This is a genomic window from Belnapia sp. (genome assembly GCF_059504005.1).
Map to the genome: position 1 here is coordinate 1 of NZ_JCACHU010000176.1, position 14,532 is coordinate 14,532.

Annotated in this window: 16 protein-coding genes; 14 read left to right on the forward strand and 2 right to left on the reverse strand. The window is 64.7% G+C overall.

The features are described from left to right. The first annotated feature begins 158 nt into the window (after positions 1 to 158). From AC5JJ1_RS27870 to AC5JJ1_RS27930, 13 genes are all read left to right on the forward strand, one after another. On the forward strand, positions 159 to 2,315 hold the full coding sequence (locus tag AC5JJ1_RS27870; protein ID WP_495788379.1) for a type IA DNA topoisomerase: 2,157 nt from the start codon (positions 159 to 161) through the stop codon (positions 2,313 to 2,315). Between the two features lie 273 nt (positions 2,316 to 2,588). After that, complete coding sequence (locus tag AC5JJ1_RS27875; RefSeq protein ID WP_495788380.1) at positions 2,589 to 2,873, forward strand: HU family DNA-binding protein; 285 nt, start codon at positions 2,589 to 2,591, stop codon at positions 2,871 to 2,873. A gap of 108 nt (positions 2,874 to 2,981) precedes the next feature. After that, positions 2,982 to 3,299 carry a hypothetical protein gene (locus AC5JJ1_RS27880; RefSeq protein ID WP_495788381.1) on the forward strand — a complete coding sequence of 106 codons (318 nt, stop codon included), beginning with the start codon at positions 2,982 to 2,984 and terminating at the stop codon, positions 3,297 to 3,299. Positions 3,300 to 3,353: 54 nt separating this feature from the next. Continuing rightward, entirely contained in the window at positions 3,354 to 3,593 is a 240-nt protein-coding gene (locus AC5JJ1_RS27885) for a transposase (RefSeq protein ID WP_495788382.1), read from the forward strand. Positions 3,594 to 4,836: 1,243 nt separating this feature from the next. Next, positions 4,837 to 5,046 carry a hypervirulence associated TUDOR domain-containing protein gene (locus AC5JJ1_RS27890; RefSeq protein WP_495788383.1) on the forward strand — a complete coding sequence of 70 codons (210 nt, stop codon included), beginning with the start codon at positions 4,837 to 4,839 and terminating at the stop codon, positions 5,044 to 5,046. A 43-nt stretch (positions 5,047 to 5,089) separates the two neighbouring features. Next, positions 5,090 to 5,554: an H-NS histone family protein gene (locus AC5JJ1_RS27895; protein ID WP_495788384.1), complete on the forward strand. Its 465-nt coding sequence runs from the start codon at positions 5,090 to 5,092 to the stop codon at positions 5,552 to 5,554. Positions 5,555 to 5,874: 320 nt separating this feature from the next. After that, positions 5,875 to 7,356: a deoxyribodipyrimidine photo-lyase gene (locus AC5JJ1_RS27900; protein ID WP_495788385.1), complete on the forward strand. Its 1,482-nt coding sequence runs from the start codon at positions 5,875 to 5,877 to the stop codon at positions 7,354 to 7,356. A 158-nt stretch (positions 7,357 to 7,514) separates the two neighbouring features. After that, on the forward strand, positions 7,515 to 8,054 hold the full coding sequence (locus AC5JJ1_RS27905; protein ID WP_495788386.1) for a transposase family protein: 540 nt from the start codon (positions 7,515 to 7,517) through the stop codon (positions 8,052 to 8,054). A gap of 172 nt (positions 8,055 to 8,226) precedes the next feature. After that, positions 8,227 to 9,198, forward strand: a complete 972-nt coding sequence (locus tag AC5JJ1_RS27910) for a Bug family tripartite tricarboxylate transporter substrate binding protein (RefSeq protein ID WP_495788387.1) — start codon at positions 8,227 to 8,229, stop codon at positions 9,196 to 9,198. 346 nt (positions 9,199 to 9,544) lie between these two features. Beyond that, positions 9,545 to 10,255 (forward strand): CPBP family glutamic-type intramembrane protease, encoded by a 711-nt coding sequence (locus AC5JJ1_RS27915; protein ID WP_495788388.1) that lies wholly within the window; start codon positions 9,545 to 9,547, stop codon positions 10,253 to 10,255. A gap of 418 nt (positions 10,256 to 10,673) precedes the next feature. Continuing rightward, a complete protein-coding gene (locus tag AC5JJ1_RS27920) occupies positions 10,674 to 11,135 on the forward strand; it encodes an IS6 family transposase (protein ID WP_495788389.1) in 462 nt (153 codons plus the stop codon). Positions 11,136 to 11,447: 312 nt separating this feature from the next. After that, positions 11,448 to 11,687, forward strand: coding sequence for a hypothetical protein (locus AC5JJ1_RS27925; RefSeq protein WP_495788390.1), 240 nt, complete (start codon positions 11,448 to 11,450; stop codon positions 11,685 to 11,687). A gap of 66 nt (positions 11,688 to 11,753) precedes the next feature. Then, positions 11,754 to 12,482 carry an IS1595 family transposase gene (locus tag AC5JJ1_RS27930; protein WP_495788391.1) on the forward strand — a complete coding sequence of 243 codons (729 nt, stop codon included), beginning with the start codon at positions 11,754 to 11,756 and terminating at the stop codon, positions 12,480 to 12,482. A 31-nt stretch (positions 12,483 to 12,513) separates the two neighbouring features. Here AC5JJ1_RS27930 and AC5JJ1_RS27935 read toward each other — a convergent pair whose 3' ends face one another. Together AC5JJ1_RS27935 and AC5JJ1_RS27940 are read right to left on the reverse strand one after the other, a co-directional pair. After that, the gene (locus tag AC5JJ1_RS27935) at positions 12,514 to 12,888 is read right to left on the reverse strand and encodes a VapC50 family PIN domain-containing toxin (RefSeq protein ID WP_495788392.1); all 375 of its coding nucleotides are present in this window, start codon (positions 12,886 to 12,888) and stop codon (positions 12,514 to 12,516) included. Positions 12,889 to 13,073: 185 nt separating this feature from the next. Next, a complete protein-coding gene (locus AC5JJ1_RS27940) occupies positions 13,074 to 13,520 on the reverse strand; it encodes a helix-turn-helix domain-containing protein (RefSeq protein ID WP_495788393.1) in 447 nt (148 codons plus the stop codon). A gap of 315 nt (positions 13,521 to 13,835) precedes the next feature. Here AC5JJ1_RS27940 and AC5JJ1_RS27945 point away from each other — a divergent pair, with 315 nt between their 5' ends. After that, positions 13,836 to 14,126: a hypothetical protein gene (locus AC5JJ1_RS27945; protein WP_495788394.1), complete on the forward strand. Its 291-nt coding sequence runs from the start codon at positions 13,836 to 13,838 to the stop codon at positions 14,124 to 14,126. Positions 14,127 to 14,532 lie beyond the last annotated feature (406 nt).

Sequence of the window (14,532 nt, forward strand, 5' to 3'; positions counted from 1 at the left end):
AACACCTCCACCTTGGCACATCGATGCCGTCGGGGGGCGTCCACACCATCACGGTCGGTCCATGGAGCTGCCTGAGCGCCTTTTCCGGACGGCGAACTGGCATGAAGCCGATGGCGCACCCGCTCTGGAACGGATAAAGAACACCCGAAAGGGTGAGCATGGCCGACCAGATCGTCATCACCGAGAAAACTAGCCAGGCAAGGGATGTCCGCGCCGCAGTCGGCGGCCGCTATGGGGTGGTCCTACCGGCAGAGGGGCACCTCTTCGACCTCCTCGAACCTGGGGAGGTGGTGCCGGAGTGGAAGCGTTGGCGGCCTATTTTGCTACGGCCGGACGGGCTCTACGGCACCAAGCCAGCGACCGGCGGCAACAAGGCAGCGAAGCTCAAGGCGATCCGGGAAGCCCTGCGCCAGGCCAAGCAGGTTTGGCTGGCCACGGATTGCGACCGCGAGGGCCAGCTCATCGGCCAGGAGATCCTCGAGCACTACGGCTATCGCGGCACCGTCATGCGGGTGATCTTCACCGCCCAGGATCCGCAGACCATCCGCGCCGCGTTTGCCTGCGCCAAACCCAATGCCGAGTATGCGCGGCTCTATGCGGCCGCGGTTGCGCGGCGGCAGGCTGACCAGATCTATAACCTCTCGCTCACCCGCACCGCCACGGTGACTTTGGCCGGCGGTGCCAGGGCCGTCATCGGCGTCGGCCGCGTCAAGACGCCGACCTTGGCCATCGTCTGCCGGCGCGAGCTCGAGATCCGCAATTTCGTGCCGCAGGCCTATTTCGAGGTGGTCGCCTCCGCCCAGGTCGAGAGCGGCTCGCTCCAGATGCGGCATGCGCCGAAGGAGCGCATCCTGAAGTGCGACGAGGCAGAGGCAATCGCCACCGCGGCCGAGGGCTTCACCGGCCCGCTCGCGGTGAAGGTCGAGGAGAAGCGCCAGGGACCACCCCGGCTGCACGACCTGCCGTCCCTTCAGAAGCTTTGCGGCTCACGCTTCGGCTGGTCGGCGGCGCGGACGCTGGAGGTGGCGCAGGAGCTCTATGACGGCCAGGGCAAGAAGGTCATTACCTACCCGCGGGCGGAAACTCGCTACCTGCCGGAGAACCTGATCACGGATGTGCCGCGGATCGTGGCAGGGCTGCAGGTTGGGCGGACCTTCGGCGTCATCCCGGTGCCGCAGCCGCCGGTCATCCGCCGCGGGGCGAACGGTCCTTTCCACGACCGCGGTCTGGCCGGCGCCAGCCACCATGCGGTCATCCCCAACGTCAACGCGGTCGACACGCTGCGCGAGATCTGGCCGCGGTTGAGCACCGATGAGCGGCGGCTGTTCGACGTCATTGCCCGCGCCTACCTAGCGGCGATGATGCCGGATTTCCGCTACCGGCAAACGACCGTCATCCTGGATGTCGGGCGCCATGCCTTCCGCGCCGCCGGTCGCCAGCCGATCGAGCTCGGCTGGCGGGCGGCCTTTCCCGACTGGCAACCGACCGAGGAACGGGGCGACGAGGTGCAGATGCTGCCCCCGCTCCGGCATGGCGAGGCGGCGGTGCTGCGTAATGCCAAAGTTGAGGACAAGGAGACTCGGCCGCCGCCGCGCTACAACGAGGGCACGCTGATCGAGGCCATGCAGAATGCCTGGCGCTTCGTCGAGGACGAGGCATTGCGGGATAGGCTAAAGGAGGCCAAGGGCATTGGCACGCCGGCAACCCGTGCCGAGATCATCCGCGGCCTGAAGACGCAGGATTTCCTCACTGCCGACGGCAAGCACATCGTCCCGACTGAGCGCGGCCTCTCGCTCCACGCAGTGCTTGAACGGGCGGACCCGGACCTGGTCGATCCAGGTGTGACGGCGCAGATGGAGAGGTTGCTGGACGGGGTGCTGGTCGGGCAGCAGGAAATGGAGGGCGCCATCGATGCCGTATGCGCCCAGGCCAGCCGCATCATCGGCAGGCTGCAGGAGGGTGCGGCCTCCCTCGACGCCGCCATGGTGAACAGGGCAGTCCCGGAACGCGGGGCGGACCGGCCGCCGACACCGGCCATGAAGCGCTTCGCTGAAAGTCTCGCCCGGCAGAAGGGGCTGAAGCCACCGCACGGCTACACGACCTCCAGCGCGATCTGCCGCGCCTTCCTGGACCAGCACGCATCCAGAAAGGCCGATGCCTCAAGGATCAGCGTCTTGAATGAGCCGGGAACACAGGCTGCATCGGACGTGACGGTGGTGCGGCGTCGGCCAAGCCGGAGCGGTGCACGTCTGGCGCCATCCGCCACTGATCGAAAGCGGGGCCAGAAGCGTAGCAGGACCAAGCCGCTAGAGTGACGGCCCTCTGAGTATCATCATGGTGGGCCCAGCACGATGGGCTCATGCCGCGTTGCTTGGACGAATCGGGGTAGCGCAGCCTGCTGCGGATACACCGAGCACGATCCTCCGGCGTCCACCTCCTGCCACTGCGCGTCCCGACAACGAACACACGTCCATCACGAGCGACGCAGGCAAGGTCGAGGGTACGACGCGGGTACGCTGTCGTTTTACTTTGACTGCGAATCCGGCAGCGCGGTAGGGCCCTACATCGAGTTGTATGGGGAGTTCAGCTTGACCAAGGATGATTTTGCCGCGCTCGTCGCTGAGAAGGGTGGCATGACCAAAGCTGATGCTGGTCGCGCCGTTGATGCCGTCTGCCAGGCCATCACCGCGGCCGTGGAGCGAGGCGACGACATCAAACTGCCGGGCTTTGGCACGTTCGAGGTGCAGCAGCGCGGGGAGCGTCAGGGACGTAACATACGCACCGGCGAGGCGCTGACGATTGCGGCGTCGAAGGTCATTCGGTTTTCGGCTGGCGTTCGCCTAAAAACTGTTGTGAACGGTGGGGCAGCTTAGAAGCGGTTGCCGCAACTAGTTTAGAATCTGAACACGAAATAAGCGGGTAGGTTAGCTCGGGACCGACACGTTAAGCCATGCGCCGGCCCACCCCACCATATCGGGCCGATGTCCAGCACTGGCATCCTGAGCCTCGTTGACCTGCCGCTGCCGTCCGCCCGTCGCGTTCCCCGCCCCAGGCGCGGCGACGGCTCGAACATCCTGGCCGATGTGGAGGTGTTTGTCTTCGCCGTCGAGGCCGAGCTGGAGGCCATGGACCGCGAGCGGGCCGGCGTGCACCGCCGTGGCCGCAAGCCGGACCTGAGCTTGCGGCGGCGGCTGATCGGGCCGATCTGGATGGTGACCTTCGGCGGCATGCAGTGGCGCATCGCCGGCTGGCTCTCCGGTGTTCCCTTCACCACCTTGCACAGCGCCTTTGCCCGCTGAACGCGATTGGGGCTGTGGCGCCGCCTGGGCCAGCGCCTGGCTCTCGATTGGCGCTTGGCCCGCGGCAATGAGGTACTACCCTCGGAGGTGGTGGTTGACAGCCGCTCGCTCCGCTCCTCCCCAAGCGCCTGGGCGCGGGGCATCGATGGCGGCAAGCTGGTCAAGGGCATCAAACTCTGCGTCGTTTGCGACAAGCATGGATCCCTGCTCGATCTCGAGCTGCACCCCGCCAACACGGACGACCGCGCGGGCATCCTGCCGATGCTGCCGAGACAGGCCGCGCTCGGCTTCTAGGGCGACCTTCTCGGCGACAGCGGCTTCAAGGGTGCACCCTTCGCCGCGGCGGCGCTCAACCATGACATTCATGTCTCGGTCTCGCCGGGCGGCACGCGGGACGGGCGCTTCCTGCCGCACGGGATCAGGTAGGTCGTCGAGCGGCTGTTTGCTTGGCTCAGCCGCTACCGCCGGCTCAACATCGTGTACGACCGCGCGCCTGACCTCTTTGCCGGGCACGTTTGGATTGCGATGATCTCCGTCATCTCACGCCGGATCGTCGCACGAACCCAGGCGCAGCAAGAGATCTAATCGCGTACAGCTTCTAACGTTCGCTGGGTGGCAACCTGGGCCAGCAAGCTGCCGGCGCATGTGAGGCGCCGTCTGGTACTAGAGCACGACGACCTCCGATTCTCGGCGGCAGACATATTTTCACGAGCAAACCGGTGTGCGGCTTATCTTCGATCACCAACACTTCTGGTGCCTGGATCCGGACGAGCTCGGCATGCGCGATACGCTCAGCAGATTTCTCAAACTTGGCCCGATGGTCGGCGCCCCAAGGTTCACTTCTCGTCCCCCCGCACCGAGATGCGGGAGCTGAAGCGGAAGGAGAAAGGAACGCGCAAGGTTAAAACGGTGTTGGTCCCGCCAGTAAATATGGGACACGCGGACTTCTACAATCCCTTCTAATTCGCCACTTTTATGCGCGTTGCGGCAGGGCTCGACTTTGACGTAATGCTTGAGGCCAAGGTGAAGGATCTGGCACTGCTTCGCCTGCGTCTAGATCCCCTACGCTACGCCCCAGACGTGGCGCAACGCTTTGGGCTAATGGCCGCCAAAGAGACAGCGCTGCAGGCCGAGGAGCAGCAGATTTTAGGAGCTACCGAGGGCGTTGTTATCGAAAGGCATTAGCGGCCGCCGATGATTGCGACAAGGCCACCCCACTGTGCAAGCTCAGTGGTAGCGTCGGCGACCTTTGAGAAAAGGCACAGTTCTCTTCTCAATGGCAACACAACGAAAGCACGGCTTGACACAGCAGGGGAGTGCTTGGGGTTAAGAACGCCAAAGGTCCTATGACCTCAGGTTGAGCCATGGGCTGTTGATGTTTTCTACCGGGAAAGACGGCTGGTGGCTATGTCGCTTTACCATAAGCAACGGAGGGCGCCTTTCTTTCTCGTGGGCAGGTCTCACTTTTCGAATAACCAGTTCTGAAACCTGATCGTTCTCTCAGGCGTTCCGGGCGGGAATAACCGGGGGCATTACGATGACAAAGGCGCCGAAGAATGGCGAGAAGGTGGAGTGGGACACCGCGCAAGGCAAGACGGAAGGCACGGTGGAAAAGACCGTGACGAGTACCACAAGACTCAAGGGTCATACGGCGAAGGCGACGAAAGAGGACCCGCAGGTGGTGGTCAAAAGCACCAAATCCGGTAAACCGGCTGTTCATAAGCCCGCGGAGCTGAGGAAGGTATAGTCCAGCGAATAATGAGTTCAATCTGGATCGAAGGAGTGTTCAGGTGGCCGCAGTTCGTACCTCCCGTAAACCATCCGCCAAGCAGCCGGAGCTGTCCGAAGAGGAAATGCCGATGCGTGACGTTCGCGCTGACGAACAGCCAGAGCCGGAATTTCTGAAAGCGCTGGAGCCGCTCACCGTGCCTGAGCTGAACCAAGTGCTGAGGCGAGCGCAGTCCCTGGTGGACGCCAAGCTTGAAAGCGCCAAGCAGGATTTTTTTTCCCGCATGAAGGCAGAAGGCGAACAGCTTGGCCTCGAGTTGGGATCGCTCTTTGGGGCTCCGGCTCCAACCAAACGTGGCCGTAAACCCACGGGCGAGCCGAAGGCCGAGCGTCCGCCGGTTGCTGCGAAGTACCGCAGCCCCACCGGGGACGAGTGGTCAGGGCGAGGCCGGACGCCGAAATGGCTCCAGATGGCGGAAGCGGAGGGTAAGAGCCGCGATGATTTCCTGATCGACAAGTCGGCCTAGCGCACATCAACTACATACTTGACTGAATATGTAAGCGTTCAAACTGCAGCCGGCTTTTGCTCCAACACATTATTAAATGGAGCGCTTTGACAGATGTTGGATAGGACACGTTACGGAGGCTGCGCCGTCAACTCATCATTGGCTCAGCTTATCCTGAGGCTTTTGGCGCGAGCGGTGGCCAAACCCGATCGGGATATCCGCATCCACGCCGCGCATCGTTTGCCGCTCGGATTTGAACACCATCTTTGTGGTCGAGCCAGCGTTGCGCTTGGACGGTTTCGAACGGATCGGATCCTGCGTACCTTGCCAGAGGAGCTCTGATGCGTCCCTTGCCCATGTCCTTGGCGTCCTGGAGTAATGCTCCACGCATACGGCTTCTCAACGATCTGCCAGTGTGCGATAACCCATACATACTGTGCTGGCTGCAACAGGCGCTGCGCGCCTATGACAACCCAGTCATCGACGCTGCTGTGCGGCTCGGCAATGAGCTCGGGCTACCGGTGCTCGTCTACCATGGTCTGCGAGAGGACTACCCTTTCGCCTCCGACCGGCTGCATCGCTTCGCCTTAGGCGCGAGCCGCGATGTGGCGCGCGGCTGCGCCGAGCGTGGCCTGGCCTGCGTGCAACACGTCGACCGTGCAGGTAGACGCGAGAAGGGACTCGTCTATCGGCTTGCCGCGCAGGCCGCTGCGCTCGTGCTTGAGGACCAACCCGCCTTCGTCGCTCAGTGGCAGGCCGAACGGGTTGCCGCGAGGACCAGCACGGCCGTATTCGCGGTGAACGCCGCCTGTCTCGTGCCGCCGGCTGCCCTCCAGCAGGGTATCGGCACCACCTCCGCCTTTCGTCGCCGCCACGAGAAGGTACGCGATGGCTGGCGAGACTGGACCGACGAGGAGCCGTCGGTTGCGCCGTATACAGGGCCGCTACCCTACGAGCCCGATCACCTGGGGACGATGGATGACGCGGCCATCGACGCCCTCGTGTCATCCTGTGCAATAGACCACGCGCTAGCGCCCAGCCCGATGTTTCCGCCAACCCGCGCCGAAGTGCTACTGCGTCTCACCCGCCTGCGCGACGAGGTGCTGCCGGCCTATGCAGGCGCACGCAATGACGCACGCCGCCCGGAGGGGGCGTCCACGCTCTCGCCCTACCTTCACTTCGGCATGGTGGGGCCGCGCGAGATCATGGCCACAATTGCCAAGGCTGACGTGCCCGAAGCAAGCCAAGCCAAGTTTGCTGATGAGCTCCTCAGCTGGCGCGAATGGTTCCACTACAAGGGTCGCACCCTGCCGGTGCCGGAGAGCTATGCCCGCTTGCCGAACTGGGCCCGCACGACGCTTGCGGCCCATGCGTCGGACCCACGGCCGCAGGTCGAGACGCTTGATGCTCTGGTTCACGGCGAAACGGCTGACGAGACCTGGAACGCCTGCCAGAAACAGTACTTGCTCGATGGCTGGATGCACAACAACCTGCGCATGTATTGGGCGAAAAAGCTGATCGCAATGACGCCCGATCCCGAGACGGGCTGGGCCACGGCCTGCTACCTCAACGATCGCCTGAGCCTCGACGGCCGCGATCCTTCGACTTATGGCAACCTTGCCTGGGCGTTCGGCGACGCCGCGCCTGGCTATGGCGGCCGTCCGATCTACGGGTTGGTCTCGACCCGGTCCGACCGCTCCATCCGCGAGCGGCCGAATGGCCCGGAGTGGATTGCGGCTGCCGCATCCCGCCCGACCTTCCGGCTGACGGTGCCCGACAAGCTTCCCGTCGACCCTTATCTCACGGCAAAGCTGCCGATCTGATCGGCGGCTGGCGTCAGCCGGCGCTCTTGGCAGTGACGGTCCCGAACTGTAGCGGCTGGATGAATGTTGGTTCTCCCGCACTTCCCGTGCTGCGGGTCGTCGTTCCGCGGCAGGATGAGCATATAGGAGTGGCCCTCTGCTCCTTTGAAGTGTCGTTCTTGTCCAAGCGCCTCCTGCCGCTCATTGCGGCAAGGCTGCTGGTCCAGCAGATCCTGCCCTCTCCCGACTACCTGACCATCCTCGTCACGCCGCGCCAGCGCTGGGCGGCCTGGCCAACCTGCGCCGTATCCTCCTGCCGGGTCCACGGCCAGTACGACCGCATCCCGCACGACCTGCCCTGGCAGCGACGTCCGGTGCGGCTGCAGGTACGGGCCCGGCGTTTCCGATGCCTGCAGCCAACTTGTCCACGAAGTGACCTTCGCCGAACGGCTCGCCGACATCGCGCCGCCCGCGGCGCGCCGGACCGAGCGGCGCTGGGCGACCTGCAGCGCCATCTCGGCCTCGCCGCCGGCGGCGAGGCCGGCACCCGGCTGGCGGCGCGGCTGGCCATGCCCGCCAGCGCCGACACGCTGCTGCGGATGGTGCGGCGTGCGGGCGCCACGCTGGAACCCAGGCCAGCCGTACGGGTACTGGCGGTTGACGAATGGGCTTGGCGTCGCGGTCACCGCTGCGGGACGGTTCTGGTCGACCTGGCATGAGGTAAGACGGCATTGTGGAAGCCTCAAACTACCGAGCTCCTGCGACTGCTTGCCGGCTGAGGAATAAATTGTGATGCTGGGATTCCCAAGGAGAGGCTCGTCCGGCGGCACACTTGGAAAGGCGGGGCCGTCTCGCTGCAGTTCCGTGGACGAAGGAAGGAGTCGAGGAACCATGTTCGTGACTCGACGCGCAGCGGTCGCGTCCCCACTCGTCCTGGCTGCGGGCCGAGTTGCGCGCGCTCAGCCGACTTTCCCTGCCCGGCCCGTCCGCTTCATCGTGCCCTATACGACAGGGGGTGTTTCCGACATCACTGCACGGCTTTTATCGGAGCCGCTGAAGGAGATGTGGGGCCATCCAGTGCCAGTTGAAAACCGTGCTGGCGCGGACGGGGTGATTGGCACCGAGGTCATCGCCCGAAGTGCGCCGGACGGGCACACGCTTGGCTTGGTCTCGGTCGGGCACCCGGTGAACGCCGCCTACTACCGGTTGCCCTACGACACGATGCGCGATTTCACCTTCGTCACACAGACAACGACGACGCCGCTGGTGCTCTGCGCCGGGAAGAGCTTCGCGCCGAACACGCTGGCAGAGCTGGTAGAGCATGCAAAGCGCAGCCGCGGCGGCGTCACCTTCGCCGGCACTGGCGGCGTAGTACGGCTCGCCCCGGTGCTGTTCGGGCAGCGCACTGGTGCGCCGCTCGAATACGTGCCCTACCGCGGCTCTAGCCAGGCGCACCCGGATCTCATGTCAGGGCGAGTTGACATCATGTTCGACACCGTGCCTGCGGCGCTGCCACACATTCAATCGGGTAACCTGAAGGCGCTGGCGACCACTGGCGCCCAACGCGCGCCGCAGCTCCCTGACGTGCCTACTATTGGCGAGTCCTTCCTGCCAGGCTTCGAGGCCTCGACCTGGGGCATGGTGATCGCACCGACCAACCTGCCACCGGCAATACTGGCGACGCTGAATGAGGGCTGCGTCGCCGCGCTGCGGCGGCCGGAGGTGGTCGAACGCCACCGGACGCTCGGCGCCGAAGTGAGGACCTCGACGCCGGAGGAGATCCGTGCCTTTGTCCAGGCCGAGATGGATAAGTGGTTGGACACCGCCCGCAAGGCCGGCATCCAGCCACAGGGCGTTCAATAGAGACGGGCAGCGCATTGGCATTGGGCGCCCACCAGTTCGCAGGCTCAACCCCTATTACAGGTGAGTGCATGCGGTCCGAATGTCTGCTCGACCTTGGCGAGCGGACCTAAAAGCAACTCACTTTGCTTTAGACCCTATGACGTGATTTGGCCAGAAGCGGAATGGCCGCTTACGGGACCGAATGCTGAGAAGCGGACATGCGGCTGGCAGTCGCGCCTTGTCCAGTAGGACCGAAGCGGTCATTCGGCTTTCGCCTAGTTGTCCCGGAATCGGTCAGCGCCGTTGGCAGACCTGCCTCGACCGCCCGTGCATACCGTCGCGCGTAAATGCATGGCAAAGGGGCGGCATGCCAAACATCCGCCTCCCCGTTCCCCTGCTCCTGGTCATCGCCGGACTGCCCGGCCTGCTCGTCCTTCCGTTCGTGTTGCCGGAGCTGCCCGGCGTGCCGCGTGCCGCGTTGCTGATCAACCCGGCCATCCTGCTAGCTGTTGCGGCCGTCGCCGGTACACCTGCGGCCAAGCGGAGCGGGCTGCGGCTGCGGTCTCCCGACGCAACGGTCGCGGGGCGCCTCTTTGAATTGGGAGCCGGCGCTCTGCTCGGCGCAGCCATCGCGGCAACCGACCACCTCGGACGCGAGTGGTGGCAGGTTACGCCCGGGCGGCCGGGCTCCGTCCTGGAGTCCTGGACACCAGCCTTGCTGTTGGCCGGTATCCTCTACGGCGGGATGGTTGAGGAGGTGCTGATGCGCTGGGGTGTCATGAGCCTCGCCACGCTGGCGCTCTGGCGCACTATCGCGCGTCGCTCATCCTCACCACCCACCGCTGTACTCGCCCTAGCGGCGCTCACAGCAGCGGTCGCCTTTGGCATGGCCCACCTGCCCGCCCTTGGCCTGCAGGGCGCGGAGCTGTCCCCCGGCCCCGTGTTGCGAACGCTGCTCCTCAACGTTATCGCGGGACTGTTTTACGGATGGTGCTTCGCGCGCCGCGATCTTCTCGCCGCCATGGGAGCGCATGCGGGTACCCATCTGGGCTTCGCTGTGATGGCGTTGCTCGCGTGATCGCCGCGGATTGCGGCAGCGACGCGCCCGATGCTGGATCACCTTGAAGTCTACGAGCTACAGCCGCCTCCCGACCAACTCGGTCAGCCAATGCCTAGTACGCGATGTCCGCTTTCAAGAAGTCCCGTAGGCCCAACCTATGACCGGGAAGGGCGCGTAGCCGCCATGGCAGGATCTTGCCGAAAGCGGACCGGCAGCTTCCGAGCATCTTAGGCATAGAAGCGTCTGTTACCAACGGTCCGGCGGGGCGGCTTCTCACGACCCCTTTGTGGACCTTTGGAGAAAGCCTTTATAATTGGCGATCCGGTAAGGCAGCTTCCGCAGCCAAGTCGTCATACATCGGGAGCAAGTACATGAACTTCGAAACCTGAAGCGCTGAGATTGAGGCTGTCGTAACCTTCGACGTGGATGCGGGGCTATGGCGGAAGTATTTCGACGCCGGCGCGGCAAGGCCGGTGCCCGCGGTCGGCACTGGCACGTTGACCAAACCTATCTGAGGGTTCATGGCCGGTGGGCCTACCTGTATCGGGCCATCGACCGCGACGGCAGCCTTGTCGACACCATGCTAAGCGAGCACCGCGACATGTCGGCGGCACAGGCTTTCTTCCGCTCAGCTAAGGCCACGACTGGCATCACGCCCGAGCGCGTTACCACCGATGGCCACGGTTTCTACCCACGGGCAATCCGCTCAACACTCGGCCAGCGTGTCGCGCACCGGACCAGCGCCTTCAAGAACAATGGACTGGAGCAAGACCACCGGGGTGTGAAAGGGCGCACGCGATGTATGCGCGGGTTCAAGAGCTTCGACACAGCGAGGCGGTTCTGCCGAAGCTATGACGAACTTCGCAACTTCCTCCGCACACAGACCCGCCAAAACTAGCACGTCATCGCAAACCGCCGTCGTCTGCTTCACCTCCGTCACGCCAGCACTGCGCTCGCTATTCTGCAAGTGGCGTAGCCGGAACCGGCCATCATCTCGCGTCGTCAGGTTTGGCACGAGCGCTGACAGAACCCTATGATTAGAAAGGGGCAGGTGCGAAAGGTTGGCGGACGAGACATGCGGACACAAACCACCTATGTCGCCGAGTTGTTCCTGGGCACCGCCTGATCGTGGGCCTGTCGCGGCCGTATGCGACTTGCCGCAAACTTTGCAACGCAACCTCCGATGCTATATATTGGAGGTGGGGAACGAATGAGCCACGTTGTTTACAAGCCTCTTCCCATCACCACCGACTGGGTACCTCCGGCCGGCTTGTCTGAGCGCATCGTTCAAGTGAACGGCGGCACACTGACGGTGATCCGCGTCCTCGACGCCCGTCGGGCGACCTTCGGCACCGACCTCGCCTACGTTTTCGGCTGCAATGTCTTCCGTGCTCGCGAGGAAAACGAGAGGGTCACGGGGAGCCCGGACGGCATCGTTGTCCGACGCTGAGCGTCCCGTCGTCCTCATCATCGGCGGGCCGAACGGCTTTGGGAAGAGCAGCGCCTACTCCGATGTTTGGCGCTGATCCGCTTGCCGCGCCGGCGCTCGATCGTATCGTCGAGCCCGAGCAGTACCGGATCTGTCGGCACGAAACTGTCCAGCAGCAAGCTAAGCAACACCCTCCCCACCGCTCTTCCGTTCCAGACAGCACGGGCCGGCATTGGAACACCTGCGCCGACGGTTCGCCGGGTGCCGCTGTCTGAGGCTCGCGCGAGGCTTACCGAGGTGGCGGATGACGCGGACCCGCAGCTGAGCGGGCACGATACGGCCGACGGGCGCGGGCGGAGCCACGTCGGTAAGATCGCGCTGATCGGCGCCGTGGAGATTGACGAGGAGGGCCGGCTCGGCCGCGCCCGGCTGGCCGTGCTGCCCGACTACTCGGCGGAGAAGATCGGCGCCTTTGTGCGTCGGACGGTGGCGCCCAAGTCCGGGCTGCTGACGGACGGCTTGCGCGTGTATAAGTCGCTGGCGCGCAGGTACGATCACCGCCCGAAAGTGGTCGGCAAGATGGCGGCCTACGTGCTGATGCCCTGGGCGCACCGGGTGTTCCCGCTGCTCAAGCGCTGGGGGACGGGCACCTTCCACGGCTTCCGGCGGCCGCACTTGCAGGCCCACCTCGGCGAGTTCGCCTGGCGCTGGAGCTGGCGCAACAGTCGACACACCAGCTTCGACCGGCTGCTCGGCAGCCTGGGCGCGCTACCCCATCGCGACTACCGGGACTTCATGCCCGAAATGGCCGCGTAGCGGCGGGGGGCGGCCGTGCCGCCTATGGCCGTTAGAGATCGCTCAGGTGCCGATCAAGGGCGCTGCAGAACTCGTCGAGCTTGCCAATCCGGCGCAGGTCGGCGACGAACTCCGCCGCGGTCGGCGCCGAGCGACGGAGGTTGCGCCGGGCGTTCGTCATGCAGGCGACCGTCGCCCCGGGGTCGGCGCGGTACAGCCGCATCCGGAAGTCGCCGGGCCGCCAGACGGCCAGGCCGTGCGGTTTCAGGCCCCCGTCGCGGAAGTGGCGGTCGGCGCTCACGACCGCCTGCGCCCCGGCCTCGATGGCGGCTGCCACGACGTGCCTGTCCTTCGGGTCGGGCATGGAGACCGCCGGGATGTGGCGGCGATGGCCGGCGACCAGGGCGTCGGGCAGCGCCCAGTCCATCAGGCGGTGCGTCCGCTCGCGCGAGGCCGGGGTTGGCCTCAAGGAGGCTCCGGATCCACTCCTCGTGGATGTCGTCGCTCCAGCGCGCCCGCGCGAGCCGGTCAACCGCGCATTGGACGACGGCGTTGCGGAGGTTGAGCGGGTAGAGGACGCAGGCGTCGTAGACGACGACCGGAACCCGCGGCTCAGAGACCTTGGTTCTCCATGAGGTCCTCGGTGTCCGCTGCCAGGGCGTCGAGCGCCCTTTGCTGGTCGTCCGCCTTGGCCTTGAGGGCGAGGACATCGCTCAACCGGCAGCGCCGGTGGGAGCCCACGTGACGGAAGGGCAGGTCCCCCGCGTCCATCCGCCGCACCACGAGCGGGCGGGACATGCCGAGGACCTCTGCCGCCTCATTGGGCGTGAGCTCCGCGTCCTCGCCCAGCACCGCCACCTTGCCGCCGGCATAAAGGCGGTCGAGGACGGCGCGGACCGCCCGCGCGGCCTCCGGGGGCAAGGTCAAGACCTCAGCGGTGCCATCCCCGCGGCGGACCACGATCTCGATGCGCTCGTCGTCGCTGGGCGCCGGCGGCGCGGAGGCCCCGGCCCGGGCGGCCTCGGGCAGCATGACGTACTCGAGGAGGTTGGCGGTCATGGTCGGCTCCGTTTCCAAACCACCGTATGGCGCTGGCCACCCTATCTGCAATATCTGAAACGCGAGTTGCCGGGGGACCACCGCCGGGCGGCTCAGACCACCCCTGGCGGTCGCCTTACAGAACGTCTGCAATCAGCGCTCCCGTTATCGCTCTCGCTTGTGTGACTGTATTTGGCTGATGTGTGTTAGCCATAGTCGCGGCCGCGGAGAGGGCCTTGCCATCCCCCCCCGGCAGCAGTTCTGATTGCCCTCTTCGCGCCCCCCCTTACCAATGACCATAGTGAAGGTCGGTGCTATAGCGGCCACCTTCCGTGCATGAGCTCATCCTTCGACAACTTGCCCATGAAGCCGAAGCTCACAGCCGAGGAACGGCGTCGACGCGACGCCGATCGACTTCAGACGATCCGGCTCCGGATGCTGTTTGGCCAGGTGCTGCCTGATCGCTGCATCACCACCCCGGTCGCCATCGGCGCCGCGCTCGGTATGCCAGCGGCCGAGGCGACCAAACTGCTGAATGGGAAGCATGGGTGGGAAGGTGACGTGGCGTTGCTGGAGGATGCCGCGGTGAAGTTAAGACTGCGGGTGCCCTATGCGGCGCCTCGCTAGGCGTGGTTTACAGTTGAACCAAAAAGTAGATAATTACTTCCCAAAACAACGCAGAAAGGGCGAGGCTAATCACCGCGCCTTCACCAAAGCGCTGAGAGGCAGGGTCCATATAGAGGCTTGGCGATCTGGAGTGATTTGCTACCATAGGTTGATTCCAGCTCTCGTTACGCAAAACCATGTCAAATGCGACGCCTTGAGCCACCAGACGTTCATTGCTGACACGTTTATTTTGGCAAAGATTAATGGATCGTAATACACGGCAGCCAAACCTTAGCTAAGTTGCGCAGCGCAGGCGTCGCCAATGTGACGTTTTACGATTTTTGAGACGGTAGGGCAGGGTATGACACAGCCGATCTACCTTGATCTGAACCAGCTCCAGGATGGCTGGCTGGCAACCGCCCGCGCC

Bases quoted from the DNA above. Each gene is read 5' to 3' on its own strand.
- AC5JJ1_RS27870 (WP_495788379.1), top strand. From the start codon at position 159: ATGGCCGACCAGATCGTCATCACCGAGAAAACTAGCCAGGCAAGGGAT.
- AC5JJ1_RS27880 (WP_495788381.1), top strand. From the start codon at position 2,982: ATGTCCAGCACTGGCATCCTGAGCCTCGTTGACCTGCCGCTGCCGTCC.
- AC5JJ1_RS27890 (WP_495788383.1), top strand. From the start codon at position 4,837: ATGACAAAGGCGCCGAAGAATGGCGAGAAGGTGGAGTGGGACACCGCG.
- AC5JJ1_RS27900 (WP_495788385.1), top strand. From the start codon at position 5,875: ATGCGTCCCTTGCCCATGTCCTTGGCGTCCTGGAGTAATGCTCCACGC.
- AC5JJ1_RS27910 (WP_495788387.1), top strand. From the start codon at position 8,227: ATGTTCGTGACTCGACGCGCAGCGGTCGCGTCCCCACTCGTCCTGGCT.
- AC5JJ1_RS27915 (WP_495788388.1), top strand. From the start codon at position 9,545: ATGCCAAACATCCGCCTCCCCGTTCCCCTGCTCCTGGTCATCGCCGGA.
- AC5JJ1_RS27920 (WP_495788389.1), top strand. From the start codon at position 10,674: ATGGCGGAAGTATTTCGACGCCGGCGCGGCAAGGCCGGTGCCCGCGGT.
- AC5JJ1_RS27925 (WP_495788390.1), top strand. From the start codon at position 11,448: ATGAGCCACGTTGTTTACAAGCCTCTTCCCATCACCACCGACTGGGTA.
- AC5JJ1_RS27935 (WP_495788392.1), bottom strand. From the start codon at position 12,888: ATGGACTGGGCGCTGCCCGACGCCCTGGTCGCCGGCCATCGCCGCCAC.
- AC5JJ1_RS27940 (WP_495788393.1), bottom strand. From the start codon at position 13,520: ATGACCGCCAACCTCCTCGAGTACGTCATGCTGCCCGAGGCCGCCCGG.
- AC5JJ1_RS27945 (WP_495788394.1), top strand. From the start codon at position 13,836: ATGAGCTCATCCTTCGACAACTTGCCCATGAAGCCGAAGCTCACAGCC.